The 19,545-nt window shown below is 72.1% G+C and carries 18 protein-coding genes; 8 read left to right on the top strand and 10 right to left on the bottom strand.

What is annotated here, in order from left to right; translation table 11 throughout:
• Nucleotides 1-4: 4 nt before the first annotated feature.
• On the bottom strand, nucleotides 5-625 hold the full coding sequence (locus ACZ4UX_RS30745; protein ID WP_329489086.1) for a DUF47 domain-containing protein: 621 nt from the start codon (nucleotides 623-625) through the stop codon (nucleotides 5-7).
• Between the two features lie 394 nt (nucleotides 626-1,019).
• Here ACZ4UX_RS30745 and ACZ4UX_RS30740 point away from each other — a divergent pair, with 394 nt between their 5' ends.
• A complete protein-coding gene (locus tag ACZ4UX_RS30740) occupies nucleotides 1,020-1,424 on the top strand; it encodes a metal-sensitive transcriptional regulator (protein ID WP_465709021.1) in 405 nt (134 codons plus the stop codon).
• Nucleotides 1,425-1,440: 16 nt separating this feature from the next.
• Here the strand turns inward: ACZ4UX_RS30740 and ACZ4UX_RS30735 are convergent, their stop codons facing one another.
• Nucleotides 1,441-1,734 carry a hypothetical protein gene (locus ACZ4UX_RS30735; RefSeq protein ID WP_465709020.1) on the bottom strand — a complete coding sequence of 98 codons (294 nt, stop codon included), beginning with the start codon at nucleotides 1,732-1,734 and terminating at the stop codon, nucleotides 1,441-1,443.
• 172 nt (nucleotides 1,735-1,906) lie between these two features.
• Nucleotides 1,907-2,806, bottom strand: coding sequence for an SCO4651 family lipoprotein (locus ACZ4UX_RS30730; RefSeq protein WP_465709019.1), 900 nt, complete (start codon nucleotides 2,804-2,806; stop codon nucleotides 1,907-1,909).
• A 167-nt stretch (nucleotides 2,807-2,973) separates the two neighbouring features.
• Here ACZ4UX_RS30730 and ACZ4UX_RS30725 point away from each other — a divergent pair, with 167 nt between their 5' ends.
• A complete protein-coding gene (locus ACZ4UX_RS30725) occupies nucleotides 2,974-3,171 on the top strand; it encodes a hypothetical protein (protein WP_465709018.1) in 198 nt (65 codons plus the stop codon).
• A gap of 54 nt (nucleotides 3,172-3,225) precedes the next feature.
• On the opposite strand, the gene ACZ4UX_RS30720 is transcribed toward ACZ4UX_RS30725, so the two are convergent.
• Together ACZ4UX_RS30720 and ACZ4UX_RS30715 are read right to left on the bottom strand one after the other, a co-directional pair.
• Complete coding sequence (locus ACZ4UX_RS30720) at nucleotides 3,226-3,936, bottom strand: phosphatase PAP2 family protein (RefSeq protein WP_465709017.1); 711 nt, start codon at nucleotides 3,934-3,936, stop codon at nucleotides 3,226-3,228.
• Between the two features lie 193 nt (nucleotides 3,937-4,129).
• Nucleotides 4,130-5,335 (bottom strand): C40 family peptidase, encoded by a 1,206-nt coding sequence (locus ACZ4UX_RS30715; protein ID WP_465709016.1) that lies wholly within the window; start codon nucleotides 5,333-5,335, stop codon nucleotides 4,130-4,132.
• Between the two features lie 239 nt (nucleotides 5,336-5,574).
• Here ACZ4UX_RS30715 and ACZ4UX_RS30710 point away from each other — a divergent pair, with 239 nt between their 5' ends.
• From ACZ4UX_RS30710 to ACZ4UX_RS30685, 6 genes are all read left to right on the top strand, one after another.
• On the top strand, nucleotides 5,575-5,925 hold the full coding sequence (locus tag ACZ4UX_RS30710) for a hypothetical protein (RefSeq protein WP_329489090.1): 351 nt from the start codon (nucleotides 5,575-5,577) through the stop codon (nucleotides 5,923-5,925).
• A 169-nt stretch (nucleotides 5,926-6,094) separates the two neighbouring features.
• Nucleotides 6,095-6,913: a hypothetical protein gene (locus ACZ4UX_RS30705; RefSeq protein ID WP_465709015.1), complete on the top strand. Its 819-nt coding sequence runs from the start codon at nucleotides 6,095-6,097 to the stop codon at nucleotides 6,911-6,913.
• Complete coding sequence (locus tag ACZ4UX_RS30700; protein ID WP_380385460.1) at nucleotides 6,903-8,177, top strand: hypothetical protein; 1,275 nt, start codon at nucleotides 6,903-6,905, stop codon at nucleotides 8,175-8,177. The genes ACZ4UX_RS30705 and ACZ4UX_RS30700 overlap by 11 nt, the downstream gene beginning before the upstream one ends.
• Before the next feature lie 7 nt (nucleotides 8,178-8,184).
• Nucleotides 8,185-9,759 (top strand): SCO6880 family protein, encoded by a 1,575-nt coding sequence (locus ACZ4UX_RS30695; protein WP_396488914.1) that lies wholly within the window; start codon nucleotides 8,185-8,187, stop codon nucleotides 9,757-9,759.
• 18 nt (nucleotides 9,760-9,777) lie between these two features.
• Complete coding sequence (locus ACZ4UX_RS30690; protein WP_329489094.1) at nucleotides 9,778-11,127, top strand: ATP-binding protein; 1,350 nt, start codon at nucleotides 9,778-9,780, stop codon at nucleotides 11,125-11,127.
• 242 nt (nucleotides 11,128-11,369) lie between these two features.
• On the top strand, nucleotides 11,370-13,163 hold the full coding sequence (locus ACZ4UX_RS30685; protein ID WP_465709014.1) for a bifunctional metallophosphatase/5'-nucleotidase: 1,794 nt from the start codon (nucleotides 11,370-11,372) through the stop codon (nucleotides 13,161-13,163).
• A 72-nt stretch (nucleotides 13,164-13,235) separates the two neighbouring features.
• Here the strand turns inward: ACZ4UX_RS30685 and ACZ4UX_RS30680 are convergent, their stop codons facing one another.
• From ACZ4UX_RS30680 to ACZ4UX_RS30660, 5 genes are all read right to left on the bottom strand, one after another.
• Entirely contained in the window at nucleotides 13,236-14,747 is a 1,512-nt protein-coding gene (locus tag ACZ4UX_RS30680) for a sensor histidine kinase (RefSeq protein ID WP_465709013.1), read from the bottom strand.
• Nucleotides 14,744-15,517 (bottom strand): response regulator transcription factor, encoded by a 774-nt coding sequence (locus ACZ4UX_RS30675; protein WP_465709012.1) that lies wholly within the window; start codon nucleotides 15,515-15,517, stop codon nucleotides 14,744-14,746. Before ACZ4UX_RS30675 ends, ACZ4UX_RS30680 begins: the two co-directional genes overlap by 4 nt.
• Nucleotides 15,518-15,679: 162 nt before the next feature.
• Complete coding sequence (locus tag ACZ4UX_RS30670) at nucleotides 15,680-16,822, bottom strand: S1C family serine protease (RefSeq protein WP_465709011.1); 1,143 nt, start codon at nucleotides 16,820-16,822, stop codon at nucleotides 15,680-15,682.
• Nucleotides 16,823-16,928: 106 nt separating this feature from the next.
• Entirely contained in the window at nucleotides 16,929-17,987 is a 1,059-nt protein-coding gene (locus ACZ4UX_RS30665; RefSeq protein ID WP_359803847.1) for a LacI family DNA-binding transcriptional regulator, read from the bottom strand.
• 124 nt (nucleotides 17,988-18,111) lie between these two features.
• Nucleotides 18,112-18,843, bottom strand: a complete 732-nt coding sequence (locus tag ACZ4UX_RS30660) for a response regulator transcription factor (protein ID WP_329489099.1) — start codon at nucleotides 18,841-18,843, stop codon at nucleotides 18,112-18,114.
• Nucleotides 18,844-19,545: the final 702 nt, after the last annotated feature.

The raw sequence follows: 19,545 nt of genomic DNA, 5'->3' as shown, positions 1-19,545 counted from the left end.
GGGGTCAGGACTCCTTGACGGCGATGGTCTCCACCGTGTTGGCGACGTGCTCGAACGCGTCCGCCGCCTCCTCAAGGACGTCCACGACCTGCTTGAGCTTGAGCACCTCGATGGCGTCGTACTGGCCGGAGAACAGGTGGGCGAGCAGCTTGCGGTGGATCTGGTCGGCCTGGTTCTCCAGCCGGTTGACCTCGATCCAGTACTCGGTGAGGTTGGACATGGTGCGCAGGTTCGGCATCGCCTCGGCGGTGAGCTCGGCGGCGCGCGCCAGCACCTCGATCTGCTGTTCGATGCCCTTGGGCAGGGTCTGGATGTCGTAGAGGACGACCAGGTCGACGGCCTCCTCCATGAAGTCCATGATGTCGTCCAGCGACGAGGCGAGGCTGTAGATGTCCTCGCGGTCGAAGGGCGTGATGAACGACGAGTTCAGCTGGTGGAAGACCGCATGGGTGGTGTCGTCCCCGGCGTGCTCGGCGGCGCGCATGCGCTCGACGATCTCCGCGCGGGCCGACACGTCTGATCCCAGCAGTTCCAGCAGGAGCTTCGATCCCACGACGAGGTTCTCCGCGGCGGCGGCGAACATGTCGTAGAAACTCGTCTCCTTCGGGGTCAGGCTAAAACGCACGGAAATCTCCGATGTGCGGGGTAGGGACTGAACGATGCTAGGTGCAACCAAGCGCAATTGCGCAAACGGGGTGGTGCGAGGGGAGGCGGATCCTCCGCTTCCGTTTGGTCGCCGTAGTGGTGCACCCGGCCCGCACACCCATGTGCGGACGTGAGCCCCCAGTCTGACGGAACCTCGCGCGGTTTGCCCCTGCCGTGCGCGCGGAACAGCGGGGTGTGGCCCGGACGGGGGAACCACCCTCCGGGCCGGCCCCGGAGCCCGGCCGGACCCCGCCCGGAGCCTGTCCGGGGCCGCTCCGGGCCGTGGACCGCGCCGGAGGAACACCACGACCGGCCCCGGTGTTGGACACTGGAGGCCGACGCAGCCACCCAGGCATCCAGACGAAGGCGGGCCGATGACCACGACGGAAGCGCGCACCGACCCGGACCAGGCGCCGGGGGGCGAGCCGTACGGCGCCGCCGCCGGGCCGGCCGCTCCGGAGGCGCCCGCACAGCACGGTGGGCACGGCGGACACGGTCCGCACGGGTACAGCGCCCAGAAGGACGCCCACCTCAAGCGCCTGCGCCGGATCGAGGGCCAGATCCGCGGCCTCCAGCGGATGGTCGACGAGGACGTCTACTGCATCGACGTGCTGACCCAGGTGTCGGCCGGTACCAAGGCCCTGCAGTCCTTCGCGCTGTCCCTGCTGGAGGAGCACCTGCGGCACTGCGTCGCCGCGGCCGCCGAGGAGGGCGGCGCCGAGCTGGACGCCAAGGTGGCGGAGGCCACCGCCGCGATCGGCCGGCTGCTGCGCAGCTAGCCCCTCGGCCGGGGGCCTAGGAGCTGCCCTGGCGGCTGGTTCCGGGGCCCGCCGCGGGCCCGGCTCCGGAGCGTCGGCCGGCGCGTCCGGGCGCCCGCTCCTGGGGCGTCCGGTGCCCCGCCTCCGACGGCCGGTCGGCGGCCGCGGCGCCGTCGGGCCGGTCCAGCAGCAGCACCTCGTCGATCCGCTCCGGCGGGAGCCGGTCGCCGTCGCTGGCCGTGGCGGCGATCATCAGCTCGCCGGCCAGGTCGATCTCGTCGAGGGCCGCGTCCTCGTGGCCGCCGCTGCGGCCGCCCGTGGACGACACCACCTGCACCACCCCTTCAGCGCCTCGCCAGCCCGGGCGGCAGCCACCCGATGTCCAGCCTAGGCACTTCGCAGCCCGTCCACATGGCACGGACGGGCCATCTCGGCGCCGCCGAAACGGGTGGGCCGCGCTGCCCGGGGTGGCCCACCCGATCCGGCGGCGTCCCCGCCGCCGGCTACTTCGGGCTTTCCGTGGGCTTCATCGCGTAGATGTCGGCGGCGGGCGGCTCGGCCGCCTCCACCGGTTTGCCGAAGTCCGACAGCGTGGTGGTCGACGTCACCTTCACCTGGTCCTTCGCCTCCTTGGACCCGGCCACGCCGGCGAAGGTGAAGATCTCGACCACCTTGTGCAGCCGCCCCTGCTCGTCCAGCCAGGCGTCGTACGGGACGTCCTTGACCGTGAAGGTCTGGGAGCCCATCCGCAGGCCGTCCCCGCCCCGGCCGCCGGTCGCGTCCGCGGCCTTGGCGAGGTCCAGGGTGCCCCGGTAGTGCTTCAGCGGGACCCCGTCGACGGTCTCGGTGCCGACCAGGTCCGCCTTCTGCGCCCCGCGCAGCGCACCCGCGGCGGAGGCCGGTTCGGTGGCGCCGCCGCTGACCAGGTTGCCGTCCGGCAGCTGGCGCACGTCGAGCTTGACCCACTTGCCCTCGGGCACCTTGGCGCCGCTGTTCTGCAGGTAGACGGTGCCCGGCAGGACCACCTCGACGATCTTCCCGGTGGTCGCCGCGCCGGGTGGCACCGCGACCTCCAGCCGCCCGATCCGCTTCACGTAGTCGTAGCCGCCGGTGCCGGTGAAGACGGCCTTCTTCTCGGCCGACTCGGTGACCAGTTCGGTCGCGGTGTGCGCGGAGCCCGTCCGGCCGGTGATGTCGGCGGCGCTGCGGACGGCCGTCACCGGGTCGGCGGAGAGCCGGTCGGCGCCCGCCTTCTGATCGGCCGAGCCGCCGGAGTCGGCGGTGGCGCCCGAGCAGCCGGCCAGCCCGGCGAGCGCGGCGGCGAGCACGGCGGCGCCGGCCGCCGAACGCAGGTGGGGCAGTGGGCGACCGTGCCGCCGGCCGCTGCGCTGCTGGTCGGTCATCTTCATCCTCGCGACAACCCCCTCGGGCCCCGACTGCCCCGCCGGCCACCACCACCGGGTGGGCAGAGCTCTTTCCGGGCAAACGAGTTGGGCATCGAAGGGTTACCCGGCACCCGGCGCACGGCGGGCGTCGCGCGCCGGGTCCCGGGCGCGTTACGGTGAAGCACGTGCACAGTGAGCTGCCGGCCGAGCCCGGCACCGCCCGGATGCCCGAGCACCGCGTCGAGATCAGCGAGCGCGGTTCCTTCTGTTTCGCTACCTGCGCGTGCGGCTGGTTCTCACCGGCCCGCCGTTCCCGGGATCTGACCAGACGCGAGGCCGCCGACCACCTGGCCGGGACCGGCGCCGGCCGGACGACGATCTAGCGCCGGCCGGACGACGGTCTGGCGCCGGCCGGACGCGGCCTCGATTGCCCGCCGCTAGGCCGCGAGATCGGACTCCGGCGGCTGTTCGCCGGACGTCACGGTGCCGCCCGTCCGCCCCCGGCGGCCGCCGCGCGGGCGGTTGCCGGACTGCGGTGCCCGGATCAGCGGGGCGACAGCGGTGCGGCTCAGCGCGTGGCAGAGCGGGACCAGCACGGCCATCGCGATCGGCGCCAGCAGCAGGACCACCGCGGTGGCGAGCGCGAAGCCGCCGATCACGTCGGTGGGGTAGTGGACGCCCATGTACATCCGGCAGAAGCCCTGCAGCAGCGCGAGGCCGCCGGCGATCCAGCCCAGCCGCCGGTTCACCAGGAACAGGGCGACCGCGATGCCCATCGACATCGTCGAGTGGTCGCTCACGAAGGAGTGGGTGCCCTCCTTGCCCTCCACCAGGACGTCCAACCCGGCGTGGTCGACGAACGGCCGCGGGCGGTTGACGATGGCGGCGATCGGCAGGTTTGCCAGCTCGGCGAGGGCGACCGCGAGCGGCGCCCAGAGCAGGCCGGCGACGGCCACCGGGGCGTCCGGGCGGCGTCGCGCCTGGAGCCAGCCGACCAGCCCCAGCAGGGCCAGGCCGATCAGGATGCCGTACTCGCCGATCCAGGAGACCGAGTGGTCCAACCACTGCGGGGAGCGCTTGGCCAGGCCGTTGACGGCGTAGAGCAGTCCGAGGTCGGGGTTGGTCGTGTCGGCAAGCGGCGTCGACACGCCGCACCTCCTTCTGGTTCCGCAGCACCTGTTCGATCCGGCCGTGGCCCGCCGTCCCCGCCCTATTCAGGGAGCTGACGTGGAGCCAACGAACTCAACGTCATAACCGGTGCACAGCGTTCCACGGAAACGCGCGGTTATGGAAACTTGACTCAGCGTCCACAGCGCACTCACACCCGGGGGCCCGGAGGGTTCAGCTCTTTGCAGCGTTTTGACCTGCACCTGTCGGGGAGGGGCCGGCCGCGACCGTCCGGCGGGACGCCGCGGAGCCGGGCGCGCCGAGGGCGGACGGCGGTGCGGGGGCGGCCTGGTTGGCCGGGGCGGCGGGGGTCGACGAGGCCGGGGAGTCCGGGGTGCCCGGGCGGCTGGGGCCGGTGATGCTGCCGTCGGTGTTGCGGACCGGCAGCGCCTCGGCGCCGTCCGAGGTGACCCGGGTGGCGCCGATGTACTCCTTGCTGTCGATCTTGTCGTAGCGGATCACCGCGCCGGTGTGCGGGGCGTTGATCATGTAACCGCCGCCGACGTAGATGCCGACGTGGTGGATGGTGCGCGGGTCGCCCAGGTCGGTCGCCCAGAACACCAGGTCTCCCGGGCGGAGCTGGTCGCGCGAGGGGTGCTGCCCGGCGTACCACTGGTCGTTGGCGACTCGGGGGAGCGTGATGCCCACGCTGGCGTACGCCGCCTGGGTCAGCCCGGAGCAGTCGAACCGCCCGTTCTGCGAGGGCAGGCCCTCGCCGCCCCACAGGTACGGGGTGCCGAGCTTGGTCTGGGCGAAGTAGATCGCCCCGGCCGACTGCTGGGAGACGGCCACCGGCGCGGTCGGCGCGGTGAAGCTGCGGGCCATGGCCTGGATGTTCTTCACATAGCCCTGGGTCTCCTTGTACGGCGGGATCCCGCCGTACTTCGTGACCGCGTACGGACCGGCGTTGTAGGCGGCCAGCAGGTTGGCCTGGCGGTCGCCCGGGACCTTGGCGACGTCGTCGGCGAGTGCGCAGTCGAACGTGGCGGCCGAGGCGATCGCGTCCAGCGGGTCCCAGACATCCTTCTTGCCGTCATTGTTGCCGTCCGTGCCGTATGTTCCCCAAGTGGCCGGCATGAACTGCGCCATTCCCTGCGCGCCGACCGGCGATCGGGCGCCCGGGTCAAAGCCGCTTTCCTGGTACAGCTGCGCCGCGAGCATCGGCGGGGAGATCTCCGGGCAGAGCGAGCCCCACTGCTGGATCGGCCCCTGGTAGGCCGCCGGAACGGTGCCCGGGGAGAGCGCGGCGCGATTGGCCGACTGCTGCGGCGCACCACTGGCCGCATACGTCGCAACCGTGACCAGCCCGATGAAGCCGACCGCTACAACTCCCGCAGCGGCGGCGGCCGTACCGGCCTTCCGGAGTACCATCAGCACCATCCCGACGAATCGTCAGTCGAAGTGTCCCGGAAGGCGTTGCTCACCGCAATCATCAGAGATACAAAGAGTGAGCGCTATCCTTCGTACGGTGGACATCCTCGCGTACGTGTCCGGTGCCGCACGACCAATCCGCGAGAAGCAGCCAAGTCGACATCAGATCTGGCCAAGAATAGGTACCGACCCTTCGCGCGGACGGGGTCTGGGCCCTTGAATTTGCCTGATCGGGCGGTGAGATGGAAATGAACCTGAGCAGCGTGGACAGACTCGCGATCGGCCACCTGGCCGAAGACCCTCCTAAGAAGCCGAATATCGACACCATCATCGGCGGGATCGCCCCGGACTGGGGCCCGTTCGCGAGTCTCGGGTCGGAGGCCCGGGTGATGGTCGAGGTCGTCATGGCCGTGGCGATCCTGGCCTGCCTCGGCCTGGCCGTCTGGGGCGCGGCCAAGCAGCGGATCGGTGCGACCGCGATGCGGGACAGCTTCGGTGCCGAACAGGGCAAGGGACTGATCATCGCCGGGCTGACCGGCGTGTTCATCATTGGATCACTTGGCACTCTGTTCACCATTGTGTACGGCATGGCCATCTGACGATCGGACAGTTCGGGCGCGCGTGGGCGGCACGGCTGTCCGCCCGCCCGGCCGCCGGTTCCGTCGGAGCCCCCGTCGGGAGTCCACCCCACCACCCCTCCCTCCGCGCCCGCCCACGGGCGGAGGGGCCCCCGGAGCCTCCCCGGCTCCCAGCACCAGGAGGGCCGCCGTGCCGTTGTCCGACGACCAGCCGCACACCCGTACGCGGCTGCCGGTCGGCGAACAGCCCTCGTCCCAGCCGACCGCCCGTCAGCCCCGACCGCTGCGGACCCTGCTGGCCGTCCTGGTGGTCGTGACCCTGCTGGTGGTGGCGATCTCCATCGCCAACCGCGGCAAGGCCGACCCCGGCTCCGGGCCCGCCCGCTCGGCCGACGGCGTCGCCCCCACGGCCGCCTCCGGCGCCGGGCCGGCACCCAGCGGCGACCAGCCCGTCGGCACCACGACCAACGGGATCGCCGGCGGCTTCCCGCACACCGACCAGGGCGCGCAGTCGGCCGCCACCAACTACGCGGTCGCCATCGGCTCGGCCGACATGTTCCGCACCGACAGCCGCCACACCATCGTGACCACCATCGCCGACCCGTCGGCCGTCGCGGCCCTCCAGACCCGCCTGGACCAGGGGTTCACACCCGAGACCGCGGCCAGGTTCGGTGTCGACGCGCAGGGGCGCGCACCCAAGGGGTTGACCTTCGTCAGCCGGACTGTTCCGGTCGGGACCAAGAGCAGTGGGTACAGCTCGGAGAGCGTCAAGGTCGAGGTCTGGTGCACGGGTCTGTTCGGCCTGGCGGGTGAGCGCTCGGTCCGTCCGGTCTCGGAGGAATGGTTCACGCTGACTCTCAGCCTGCGGTGGACCGGTACGGACTGGAAGCTCACCGACTACAGCCGGGTGGCGGGCCCCGCACCCGTCCCGCCGGACCAGCAGGCCGCGACTGCCGAGGAGATCACTGGTGCCGTCGAGCAGTTCGGAGGCTTCCGCTATGCCCGCTGACGCTGGTCCGGGTTCCGTGCGACGTGGGTTGGGCAGGCTGGCCGCAGGTGCGGTGGCAAGCGTTCTCCCGGTCGTGCTGACGGCCGGGCGGGCCTTCGCCGAGCCGAGCCCCTCGCCGACCTCCGGCCCGACCAATACGAGCTGCCCGGGAGTGCCGCTTCCCGGCAACGACGTCTACTGCGCGCCGGGCGGCAGCGGTACGCTCCCCGGCTCCGGGACCGTCGGGAGTGTCACCGATCCGCTCGGGGCGCTCGCGAAGGGGTGTGCGCAGGCGGCGTCCTGGGTGGTGCGGAAGCTGTCGGGGGCCATCGACGGGACGACGCAGGTGGACTTCACCAACGCGTCGTTCCTGCAGCAGTACGCGGTGGTGTTCGCCGCCTCGACGATCATCACGCTGGTGCTCTGGCTCCTGGCGGTGACGAAGCGGGCGGTGCGCGGCGCGCCCCTGACGACGGCGATCTCGGAGGCGATCGGCTTCCTGTGGCTGACCGTGGTGGCCTCCGCGTTCACGCCGCTGATCCTGTACACCGTGGTGAGCGCGACGGACGGGCTGACCACGGCGATCGCGGTGGGGACGAAGTCCGACACCGGGACGTACCTGGGCGGGTTCGCGGACACCTTAGAGAAGGGTGACATGGGCGGCGGCCCGCTGATCCTGATCATCGTGTCGCTGGTGGCCGTGCTGGCGGCGGCGGTGCTCTGGGTCGAGCTGCTGATCCGGGCGGCGATGCTGTACGTGGGCGCGCTGCTGGGGACGGCGGTGTACGCGGGGCTGGTCGACAAGCAGCTGTGGAAGCACGTGCGCCGTTGGGCCGGGGTGATGCTGGCGGTGGACCTGGCGAAGCCGATCATCGTGATCATCCTCGGGCTGGCCGGCGCGGTGGCCACCGGCGCCGGGGCCAACGACGACTTCGCCCGGGTGCTGTCGGGCCTGGCGATCCTCTTCCTCTCGATCTTCGCGAGCGCCTCCGTCTACCGTTTCGTGCCGGGCTTCGGCGACGAGATCATGAGCATGCGCCATGCCCGGGCCAGCGCGGTGTCGGCCGGGTCGGCGATGATCAACGGCACGGCGAACCTGGTGAAGCAGGGCATCAGCACGCACGGCGACCGCGGCGCGCAGGGGGGCGGCGGCAGCCCGGGGGTGGGCGGCGGCTCGGTCGCGCCGGGCATCGCCGCCCACGCGACGCGGTCCCCCGCGCCGCCGCCGCAGGCCTCGCCGGCCTCGGCCTCGACCCGCGACAGCAATCCAGCGAAGGGAGGGTGACGGGTAAGTGAGCAGCGAACCACTCGGCCAGTACGGCGCCCAGTACGCCCAGCCGTACGTGCACCAGCGCCGCACCTACCTGATCGGCAAGGCCCGCCCGAACGCGCCGATCGGCCGCAACCGGGAGTCCGGCGAGATCGTCCTGATCATCTTCGGGGCGTTCCTCGGCATGCTCTGGGGTCTGCTGATGCCGATCCTGCCGCTGCGCATCGCGGGTCTGGTGGGTCTGCCACTGCTGGCGATCGCGGCGGTCTACGTGCCGTACCGGCGCCGGACGTTCTACAAGTGGGTGGAGATCAACCGCACCTACCGCCGGACGGTGCGTAGCGGCCGGGCGGTGTGGAAGTCGGACGTGATGGACGCCGGGACCCGGATGGACGGGCGGGAGGTCGAGGTCGGCCCGCCGCCCGGGGTGGGGCGGCTGCGCTGGCTGGCCGCGCCGTTCGGGCCGGACGAGGTCGGGGTGCTGATGCACCTGGAGCGGCGGACGGTGACGGCCGCGATCGAGATCGAGGGCCCGGGCGTCGGCCTGCGCGACTCGGAGGACCAGGAGGCCCTGGTCGACCGGTTCGGCACGCTGCTGAAGCACGTCGCCAACGGCGACGGCTTCGTGACGCGGCTGCAGATCCTGGCCCGTACGCTGCCGGCGGACCCGGACGCGCACGCCAAGGACGTGGAGCGGCGCGGCGACCACAACGCGCCGGGCTGGCTGAAGGACTCGTACGACCAGCTGCAGTCGATGGTGTCGACCTCCTCCGAGCAGCACCGGGCGTACCTGGTGGCCTGCATGCACTACACCCGTGACCTGGCCGCCGAGGCGCACGCGATGGGCCGGACGGCGACCGGGCGGCGGGCCCGGGACGACGAGGGCCTGGCCGCGGTGATGGCCCGTGAGCTGACGGACATCTGCGCGCGGCTGGCGGAGGCCGACATCCGGGTGCGCCAGCCGCTCGGGCAGGCGCGGCTCTCCTCGCTGCTGCACTCGATGTACGACCCGGACCACCCGATCGACCACATCCAGGCGATGTCCCGGCGCAACGCCTGGCCGGCCGAGCTGGACGCGACGAACCCGCAGTACCTGGAGGCGAAGACCCGCGAGTCGGCGACCCGCGCGCCCTGGTGCCACGCCACCGCGTGGATCAAGGAGTGGCCGCTGACCCCGGTGGGCGTCAACTTCCTGGCGCCGCTGCTGGTGCACACCCCGGACGTGATCCGGACGGTCGCGGTGACGATGGACCTGGAGCCCACCGACGTCGCGATCGAGCGGATGCTCACCGAGAAGACCAACGACGAGGCGGAGGCCAGCCGCGCCGCGAAGATGAACCGGACGGTCGACCCGCGCGACCTGGCCCACACCGGCCGGGTCGACCAGCGCGGTGACGACCTGGCCTCCGGCGCGGCCGGGGTGAACCTGGTCGGCTACATCACCGTCTCCTCGCGCAACCCGGAGGCGCTGGCCCGCGACAAGCGGACCATCCGTGCCTCGGCCGGCAAGAGCTACCTCAAGCTGGAGTGGTGCGACCGCGAGCACCACCGGGCGTTCGTCAACACCCTGCCGTTCGCCACCGGCATCCGCCGCTGATCCACCTGGAGGCCCCGCATGGCGATCGGCAACCTCACCGACGCGTTCACCAGCCTGATGTTCGGCAAGGTGGAGACCACCCGGCTGCCGGTGCGCACCTCCACCGGCCAGGCGCAGGCGGTCTACCTGCCCACCGCCGCGCCGGGGCTGGGTGACTCCGGCGTGATCATCGGCCGCGAGGTGTACAGCGGCAAGGGCTACGTCTACGACCCCTTCCAGCTGTACGGGCAGCAGCTGCCGGCTCCGCACTGGCTGGTGCTCGGGGAGTCGGGCAACGGCAAGTCCGCGCTAGAGAAGACGTACGTGCTGCGCCAGCTGCGGTTCCGCGACCGGCAGGTGGTCGTGCTGGACGCGCAGGGCGAGGACGGCGTCGGCGAGTGGAACCTGATCGCCAACGCGCTGGGCATAAAGTCGATCCGGCTCGACCCGATGGCGGCCCGGGACGGCGGGGTGAAGCTCAACCCGCTGGACCCTGCGATCACCCAGACCGGCCAGCTGTCGCTGCTGCGCACCATCGTCGAGGTGGCGATGGGGCGCGGGCTGGAGGAGCGGGCGGGGTTCGCGCTGAAGGCGGCGCACGCCCATGTGATCGCCTCGGTGACCGACCGGCAGCCGGTGCTGGACGACATCATCGACACCCTGCGCAGTCCCGAGCTGGCCTCGGTGGAGTCGCTCGGGGTCGGGGTGGACGAGGTGCAGTCCTGGGGTCTGGACGTGGCCCTGGTGCTGGACCGGCTGGTCGACGGTGACCTGCGCGGCATGTTCGACGGGCCGACCACTGACGGCATCGACCTGGACGCGCCGCTGATCGTGTTCGACCTGTCGCACATCGACCGGAACTCGATCGCGATGCCGATCCTGATGGCGATCGTCGGCGTCTGGCTGGAGCACACCTGGATCAGGCCGGACCGGCGCAAGCGGATCTTCCTGGTGGAAGAGGCCTGGCACATCATCAACAGCCCCTTCGTCGCCCAGCTGTTCCAGCGGCTGCTGAAGTTCGGGCGCCGGCTCGGTCTCTCCTTCGTGGCGGTGGTGCACCACCTGTCCGACGTGGTGGACGGCGCGGCCGCCAAGGAGGCCTCGGCGATCCTCAAGATGGCCTCCACCCGGACGATCTACATGCAGAAGGCCGAGGAGGCGAGAGCCACCGGCCGGGTGCTGGGTCTGCCGCGCTGGGCGGTTGAGATCATCCCCACACTCTCGCCCGGCATCGCGGTCTGGGACGTCAACGGCAACGTCCAGGTGGTGAAGCACATCATCACCGAGGCCGAGCGGCCACTGGTCTACACCGACCGCGCGATGACGGAGGACACGGTCGCCGAGCGGACCCGTGCAGAGCGCCAGTTGGCGTCCGAACCAGGTCTCTGAACCCCGCTCCGGCGTGCGCCGGAGCCCCCGCCGCGTCAGTCCGGTCCGGCTCCGGGCCGCTGCGGCGCGCCCGTCCGGCGGCCCGCCGTGCGGCGACGGTTCGTCAGCAGGTAACCCTGTCGTTACGTCCAGGGTCCTGACAGCTACGCGCGTTGACTCTAGGCTGCACTGGCGCAACGCCTCCCGTCGCCCGTCCACGCATGTCGACCGCCGGGCGCTCTCTCAAGGTGCAGGGGACCTTCATGCTCACCGTCAGATCCCGACGTGCCGTTCTGGCCGCCGTCGCCGCGGCCGGCCTCGTCGGCACCGTGGCCATGCCGACCGCCGCCCAGGCCGCGGACGCCAAGCGTCACAAGACCGTCAACCTCCAGCTGCTGGCGATCAACGATTTCCACGGCAACCTGGAGCCCCCGGCCGGTTCGTCCGGCACCATCCGGGAGATCGACCCGGCGACCGGACAGCCGGTCAGCACCCCGGCCGGCGGCATCGAGTACCTGGCCACCGCGCTGCGCCAGGCCCGGATCCCGGCGGACGACTCGATCACCGTCGCCGCCGGTGACATCGTCGGAGCCTCCCCGCTGACCTCGGCGCTCTTCCACGACGAGCCGACCATCGAGGCGATGGACAAGCTCGGCCTGGACGTCACGGCGGTCGGCAACCACGAGTTCGACGAGGGCTCCAAGGAGCTCATCCGCCTCCAGGACGGCGGCTGCCACCCGGTGGACGGCTGCTACGAGGAGGGGCGCAAGTTCAAGGGCGCCAACTTCAACTACCTGGCCGCCAACGTCACCAACGAGAAGACCGGCAAGCCGATCCTGGCCCCGTACTGGGTGACCAGGTCGCAGGGCGTCAAGGTCGGCTTCATCGGCGCGACCCTGGAGGGCACGCCGAACATCGTCACCGCCGAGGGCGTCAAGGGCCTGAAGTTCGGCGACGAGGTCGACACGATCAACAAGTACGCGGCCGAGCTGAAGAAGCAGGGCGTGAACTCGATCGTCGCCCTGATCCACGAGGGCGGGCTGCCGGCCAGCAGCACCTACAACTACGACTGCGGCGCCGCCGGCGAGGGCATCTCCGGCCCGATCGTCGACATCGCCAAGAACCTGGACCCCGCGATCGGCGCCATCGTCACCGGTCACACCCACAACGCCTACGCCTGCACCATCCCCGACCCGCAGGGCGTGCCGCGCTCGGTGACCAGCGCCGCCTCCTTCGGCCGGCTCTACACCGAGATCGACCTGAAGCTCGACAAGACCACGGGCACCATCGTGCGCCCCTCGGTCAAGGCCGAGAACCACATCGTGCGCCGCACGGTCGAGAAGGCCCCGGACATGACGGCGCTGATCGACCACTACTCCAAGCTGGCCGCGCCGATCGCCAACCGTCCGCTGGGCTACATCGCCTCGGACATCAACGGCCGCGGCAACAGCGACCTGGAGAAGCCGCTCGGTGACGTGATCGCCGACGCCCAGCTGGCCGGTCTGGCGCCCGCCGACAAGGGCGGGGCGCAGCTCGCCTTCATGAACCCCGGCGGCATCCGCTCGGACCTGGTCTACAAGGCGAGTGGGGCCGAGGGCGACGGCGTGGTGACCTACGGCGAGGCGTTCACCGTCCAGCCGTTCACCAACATGATGCAGGTCAAGACGCTGACCGGCGCCCAGCTGGTCCAGCTGCTCCAGCAGCAGGTGAGCGGTGCCAACGCGGCCTCGCCGAAGATCCTGCAGTCCTCCAAGGGCCTGACCTACACCCTGGACATGCGCAAGGCCGGTGCGGACCGGGTGCTCGTGGACTCGATCCGGCTGAACGGTGCGGCGATCGACCCGGCCGCGAAGTACCGCGTCGCGGCCAACGAGTTCCTGGCCGGCGGCGGCGACGGCTTCCCGGCCTTCGCGGCCGGCACCGACAAGCTGGTCGGCGCCTCCGACCTGGATGTCTTCGCCACCTACCTCGGTGCCAACAGCTCGGCGGCCGCGCCGCTGAAGGCGCCGGCGCAGGACCGCATCAAGGTCATCGGCCCGGGCGTCGACAACGACTGACCGGAGCCGACGGAGGAACGGGCGGGGCGCTGTCGGGGCGCCCCGCCCGTTCCGTCCGTCCGGGCCCGGCCGCTAGCCGGCCGAGGGGCCGCCCGGCAGGCGGACGGTGGCCAGGGCACCCGGGCCCCCGTCGTGCGCCGGGCCGAGCGACACCTCGCCGCCCGCCTCCCGCACGCTCTGCGCGACGATCGACAGCCCCAGGCCGGATCCGGGGAGCTGGCGCGAGGACGGCGAGCGCCAGAAGCGGTCGAAGACGTACGGCAGCTCGTCCGACGGGATCCCGGGGCCGTGGTCCCGGACGGTCAGCACGCCCTGGTGGAGCCGGACGTCGATCGCGGCGCCGGGCGGGCTGTACTTGACCGCGTTGTCCAGCAGGTTGATCACGGCGCGCTCCAGCGCGGCGGCGTCGCCCTGGACGAACCACGGCTCGATGTCGGTCTCGAAGACCAGCCCCGGACCGCGCAGCTTCGCCCGGGCGACGGCCCGGTCGGCGAGCTCGTGCAGGGCGACCACCGCCAGGATCCGGCCCGGTTTCGGCGTGTCGGGCCGGGAGAGCTGGAGCAGGTCGCCGATCAGGACGGTGAGCTCCTGCATCTGCGCCTTCATGTTGCCGAGCAGCTTGGTCCTGGTCGCGGCGGGCAGCGGCCGGCCGGTGTCGTCGCTGCGGATCATCAGGTCGACGTTGGTGCGCAGAGAGGTGAGCGGGGTGCGGAGCTCGTGCCCGGCGTCGGCGATCAGCCGCGTCTGGCGGTCGCGGGAGTTGGCGAGCGCGGTGCTCATCGAGTTGAACGAGGCGGAGAGCCGGGCGATCTCGTCGCTGCCGTGCACGGGGATCGTGCTGCCGACCTCCTCGGTGCGGGCGATGTGCTCGACCACGTCGGTGAGCCGGTCGACGGGCTTGAGCGCCGAGCGGGCCACGAACCGGCCGGCGACCCCGGCGAGGATGATGCCGCCGAGGGCCACGCCCCCGAGGATCAGGGCGAGGTTCTGCAGGGACTCCTCGGTCGACTTGGTCGGGGAGGCGACCATGATGAGCACGGAGGAGTGGTTGGTGGCGACGGCTGTGGTGATCTTGACCGTGGCGGGATCACCGTTGGTGAAGCGGCCGTCGCGGATGATCGACTGATTCGGCTTCAGTGCGAACGCCCGGGCGTCCTCCGGCTGGATCACGATCGCCCTGGTGGCACTCGCCGGCAGGGTGACGCAGGCCGGGTCGGCCCAGACGAACTGGGTGTCCCGGGCGGCGGGGCCACCGCCCGGAGGCTCCGGCAGGGTCCCGGCCTCCTTGGCCTGCTGGACCATCTTCAGGGCGGCTTCCGGGGTCGTGGCGCACGGAAGGCTCAGCGGGGCCGCGCGGGGAGGCGGCACGTTCTGCAGGTCGTTGCGGACCTGTCCGTACAGCTGCTTCTCCACGATGAACCAGCAGGCCAGCGCCGACAGGGCGATCGCCACCGCCACCGCCGCCGCCGTCAGGAAGGTGAGCCGGCTGCGCAGGGACTGGGCGCGGTACCAGCGGGCGAGCCGCTGCCGGCGGTGGACGCGGGGCGGTAGCAGGGGCGGGGGCGGGGTGGCGGTGTCGCTCACGCCGAGGTGCCGGCGGCCGGGCGGAGGGCGTAGCCGACGCCGCGTACGGTCTGGATGATCCGGGGCATGCCGCCCTGCTCGGTCTTGCGGCGCAGGTACATCACGTAGACGTCCAGGGAGTTGGAGGAGGGCTCGAAGTCGAAGCCCCAGACCGCCTTGAGGATCTGCTCGCGGGTGAGCACCTGGCGGGGGTGCGAGAGGAACATCTCCAGCAGCATGAACTCGGTGCGGGTCAGCTCGACCGGCCTGCCGGCCCGGGTGACCTCGCGGGTGGCGGTGTTCATCCGGAGGTCGGCGAAGGCCAGGACCTCGCTGTCGTCCTCGACGGCCGCGGCGCGGGCGGCGGCCTCGGTGGCGAGGGCGTTGCGGCGGAGCAGGGCGCGGACCCGGGCGAGCAGTTCGTCGAGTTCGAAGGGCTTGGCGAGGTAGTCGTCGGCGCCGACGTCCAGGCCGGTGACCCGGTCGCCGACGGCGTCGCGGGCGGTGAGCATCAGGACCGGGACGGTGTCGCCGCGCGAGCGCATCCGGCGGACGGCGGTGAGGCCGTCCATCCGGGGCATCATGATGTCCAGCAGGACGAGGTCGGGCTTCTCCCGTTCGACGGTCTCCAGCGCCTCGTAGCCGTCGGTGGCGGTGGCGACCTCGTAGCCCTCGAAGGCGAGGCTGCTCTCCAGGGCGTCCCGGAGGGCGGGTTCGTCGTCGACCACGAGGAGCCGGGCGGAGGCCGGTCCGGGCTCGGCGGGGGTGCGGTCGTCGGCGGCCGGGGTCATGGGCGGTTGCCCTTTCTCGTCGTCTCTCCTCGGCGGAGAGCCTGTCGGGAGCCTGCTGGAGTGCTGCTGCTGGGGTGTTGCTCGGGTGCTGCTCTGGTGCTGCGGGAACTGCCGGGGGCGCTGCTCGGGTGCTGAGGTGACCTGCTCGGAGTAATTGTCCGTCTAGATGTTCTGCCCGGCCTGCAGCTCGGGCAGCACCTGCTTGATGTCGTTGATCGGGATGGCGAACCCGAGGCCGACGCTGCCGGCGGTGCCGCCGCCGGCCGTGGAGCTGGAGCCGCCGGCCGAGTACATCGCCGAGTTGATGCCGATGACCTGGCCGTTCGCGTTGATCAGCGGGCCGCCGGAGTTGCCGGGGTTGAGCGCGGCGTCGGTCTGGAAGGCCTTGTAGGTCGCGGTCTCACCGCTGTTCTGCTGCGGGGTGCTGCCGCGCAGACCGGGCAGGTTCGGGAAGCCGAAGCCGCCGTTGCCGCTGGTGGTGCCCTCGTCGACCTGGACGGTGACCTCGCGGTTCTCGGCGCTGATGATGCCGGAGGTGACGGTGCCGGTGAGGCCCTCCGGGTTGCCGATGGCGACGACCGCGTCACCGACCCCGACGGTGGAGGAGTCGCCGAGGGTGGCGGGGCTGAGGTTCTTGGCGCCGCTCGCGGTGATCACGGCGGCGTCCAGGGACTTGTCGGTGCCGGTGACGGTGGCCTTGGCGGTGGAGCCGTCCTTGAAGGTGACGGTGACCTGACCGCCGTCGGAGGCGCCGGAGACGACGTGGTAGTTGGTGAGGATCCGGCCGTCCTTGTCGAGCACCACGCCGGTGCCGGTGGCGGTGCCGTTCGCGGTCTTCACGGTGATCTGGACGACGCTCGGCGAGACGGCCGAGGCGATCGCGGCGACGTCGGCGCTGCCGTCCGAGCGGGCGGAGACCGGGCTGGCGATGGTGCCGGTGCGGGTGGCCGAGCCGTGTTCCTGGGCGGCGACCACACCGCCGGTCACCCCGCCGAGGACGGCGGCGACCGCCGCGACGGCGGTGACCAGCGCGACCCGGCGGCGCAGGAGGCCGCGCCTGCCCCGGCCGCCGTGCCCGCCGTGGGACGTCGGTCCGTCGGCGGCCGGGGGCGCCGGCGGCATCGGCGGGGCCGCGGGCGGGGGAGGGGGCGGGGTGCCGACCGAGGGGTGGCCGGCGGCCGGGTACCCGGTGGTCGTGCTGTCGAGGACGGTGCCCTGGACGACCTGTCCCTCGGCGGGGTGCGGGTGTCCGTGCGGGGCCCGGTACGGGTCGTACTGCTCGCTGCCGTGCTGCTGATCGCTCATGCCGACCAACGTCCGCCCGCCGGATGAGGATCCGATGAGAACGGGGTCAGAAGCCCCCGAGAAGCCCGTTGACTTCTCATAAAGCCTGGTCAGGCCGGGACCGCCGCTAGGACGGCCGAGTCTCCTGCGGCGCGCTCGGCCGGCAGCCGCAGGAACGGCGGATGACCAGGCGCGACGGGAACTTCCGGACCCGCTCGGTGTCCGAGCCGGGCACCATCAGCGAGTCGTCGAGGACGAGGTCCACCGCGGCCCGGGCCATCGCGTCGCGGTCGGAGGCGACGGTGGTCAGCGGCGGGTCGGCGAAGGCGGCCTCGGGCACGTCGTCGAAGCCGGCCACCGCGAGGTCCTCCGGGACCCGCAGGCCGAGCTCGCGGGCGGCCCGCAGCACGCCGATCGCCTGGTCGTCGGTGGAGCAGAAGACGGCGGGCGGCCGCTCGGCCGAGCCCAGCAGGCCGAGCGCGACCTCGTAGGCGCCGTAGCGGTGGAAGGGCGCGTCGATCAGGTGCGGTTCGGTGGGCAGGCCGTGGGCGTCCATGGCGCGCTGCCAGCCCTCGACGTGGTCGATGACCGGGTCGCCGGGGGCGGGGGACTCGACCGGGCCGCCGAAGCAGGCCACGTACGGGTGCCCGTGCTCCTCCAGCAGGTGGCGGACGACGGCCTCGGCGCCGGCCACGTCGTCGGTGACCACCGCGACGTCGTCGATCGCCTCGGGCCGGCGGTGCAGGAGCACCACCTTGGCGCCCTCCATCGCGGCGAACTCCTCGGCCGCCCGCTGCGAGGGGCCCTGGCTGACCAGGATCAGGCCGGAGACCCGCATGCCGAGGAAGGCGCGGACGTAGTGCACCTCGCGGTCGTCCACGTAGTCGGAGTTGCCGATCAGGACGAGCTTGCCGCGCTCGGAGGCGGCGCGTTCCACGGCGTGCGCCATCTCGGCGAAGAACGGCTGGCGGGCGTCGGGGACGACCATGCCGATCAGGTTGGTGCGGCGGGAGGCCATCGCCTGGGCGACGCTGTTCGGCCGGTAGCCGAGCTGCTCGATCGCCGCGAGCACCTTCTCCTTGGTCGCGGGCGCGACCGGGCGCGGCCCGTTGTTGATGACGTAGCTGACGACCGCGGTCGAGGTACCAGCCAGTCGGGCTACATCGTCGCGCGTCACTTTGGCCACGGGAGGAGTCTACGCGTGTGGCGTCCGCCCGGGCAGTGGTAGCTCGGCTGCTCGGCGGATGCCGGCAGGACAGCGCGGGGCGAATCCGGACAGGCCGGGCGGCGGTCGGCCGCCCGGCCGGCGGTCAGGCCTCCAGCGAGGCCGAGGAGCGCTGCGCGAGGTCCGGCCGTTCGCCCTTGTCCGGCTTCTCCGGGACGACGAAGCGGTAGCCGACGTTGCGCACGGTGCCGATCAGCTGCTCGTTCTCGACGCCGAGCTTGGCCCGCAGGCGCCGGACGTGGACGTCGACCGTCCGGGTGCCGCCGAAGTAGTCGTAGCCCCAGACCTCCTGGAGCAGCTGCGCCCGGGTGAAGACCCGGCCGGGGTGCTGCGCGAGGTACTTGAGCAGCTCGAACTCCTTGAAGGTGAGGTCGAGCACCCGGCCCTTGAGCTTGGCGGAGTAGGTGGCCTCGTCGACCGAGAGGTCGCCGTTGCGGATCTCCATCGGGCTGTCGTCGGTGGTCACCTGGAGGCGGCCGAGGGCGAGCCGCAGCCGGGCCTCCACCTCGGCGGGGCCGGCGGTGTCCAGCAGGACGTCGTCGATGCCCCACTCCGCGGTGACGGCGGCCAGGCCGCCCTCGGTGACCACCAGGATCAGCGGTGAGCCGATGCCGGTGGAGCGGAGCAGCTGGCAGAGGCTGCGGATCTGCGGCAGGTCCCGCCGGCCGTCGACCAGGATGACGTCCGCGCTGGGGGTGTCCACCAGGGCGGAGCCCTCGGCGGGCGCCACCCGGACGTTGTGGAGCAGCAGGCCGAGGGCCGGCAGTACCTCCGCGGAGGGTTGCAGCGCGTTGGTGAGGAGGAGCAGAGAACTCATACCCGGTAGTCCCCTTTCCGGGTCGTCGCGGTCGCGTGACGGCTGCCGCCACAGCCGGTTGGCGCACGTGCGAGGAGGTGTCGCGCGCGGGCCCCGGGTGGGGCGGCGGCGGGCGACGCGAGGGAGGTGGGGGAGGAGGCCAGGCGTTCACCGGAGGATTCACCGGCGTGCACGGCAGAACGAGGCGTGCGTCGGAGGTCCCGCAACCCCTGGTGCACCGTTTCTGCCCTGCCCATCCCGTGAACCTTCCGGTCTGTCCCGTCCCGGGCGGCGGCCCGGAGCCGGGATCCGACACCCCGTCCTGGTCCCGGTACGTCGTTGTGCCGGGAATGGCGGGGCGGTTCCTGCTCCGCGCCGGGGGTGGGCCGACGAATCGCAAGAACGTCCGTACTGGCGTCCTGAAAGCACGAAAGGATCCGGGGGCGACTCTGCCCGGATCCCTCAGGGGTCGAGGATAGCCGACCTGCACTCTCGCCGGGAGGGCTCGAAAGCGGCCGTTCGGCCTTTTCGGGCACGCCGGGGGTGAGCCTGACCACAGCGTCGCGCGGGCGCCGGCACCCGCGCGGCCAGGGCGATTGCCGGTCGGGTCGGCGGACACGCCATCATGGGACGCGTATCGGCGGCACCGTACGCGTACCTCTTTCGAGTGGTGTTCGGCCGCCGGTGGGGACCCGCCCGGGGCACCGGGCCCGGGCGAGGACG

The sequence above is a fragment of the Kitasatospora sp. NPDC028961 genome (assembly GCF_055564815.1).
Note: the sequence above shows the minus strand (reverse complement) of the source record. Positions and strands in the feature narration are given on the sequence as shown.

Coding starts and splice junctions, on each gene's coding strand:
- ACZ4UX_RS30660 (WP_329489099.1), bottom strand. CDS start 18,843: ATGAGTTCTCTGCTCCTCCTCACCAACGCGCTGCAACCCTCCGCGGAG.
- ACZ4UX_RS30685 (WP_465709014.1), top strand. CDS start 11,370: ATGCTCACCGTCAGATCCCGACGTGCCGTTCTGGCCGCCGTCGCCGCG.
- ACZ4UX_RS30710 (WP_329489090.1), top strand. CDS start 5,575: ATGAACCTGAGCAGCGTGGACAGACTCGCGATCGGCCACCTGGCCGAA.
- ACZ4UX_RS30675 (WP_465709012.1), bottom strand. CDS start 15,517: ATGACCCCGGCCGCCGACGACCGCACCCCCGCCGAGCCCGGACCGGCC.
- ACZ4UX_RS30715 (WP_465709016.1), bottom strand. CDS start 5,335: ATGGTGCTGATGGTACTCCGGAAGGCCGGTACGGCCGCCGCCGCTGCG.
- ACZ4UX_RS30700 (WP_380385460.1), top strand. CDS start 6,903: ATGCCCGCTGACGCTGGTCCGGGTTCCGTGCGACGTGGGTTGGGCAGG.
- ACZ4UX_RS30690 (WP_329489094.1), top strand. CDS start 9,778: ATGGCGATCGGCAACCTCACCGACGCGTTCACCAGCCTGATGTTCGGC.
- ACZ4UX_RS30740 (WP_465709021.1), top strand. CDS start 1,020: ATGACCACGACGGAAGCGCGCACCGACCCGGACCAGGCGCCGGGGGGC.
- ACZ4UX_RS30670 (WP_465709011.1), bottom strand. CDS start 16,822: ATGAGCGATCAGCAGCACGGCAGCGAGCAGTACGACCCGTACCGGGCC.
- ACZ4UX_RS30730 (WP_465709019.1), bottom strand. CDS start 2,806: ATGACCGACCAGCAGCGCAGCGGCCGGCGGCACGGTCGCCCACTGCCC.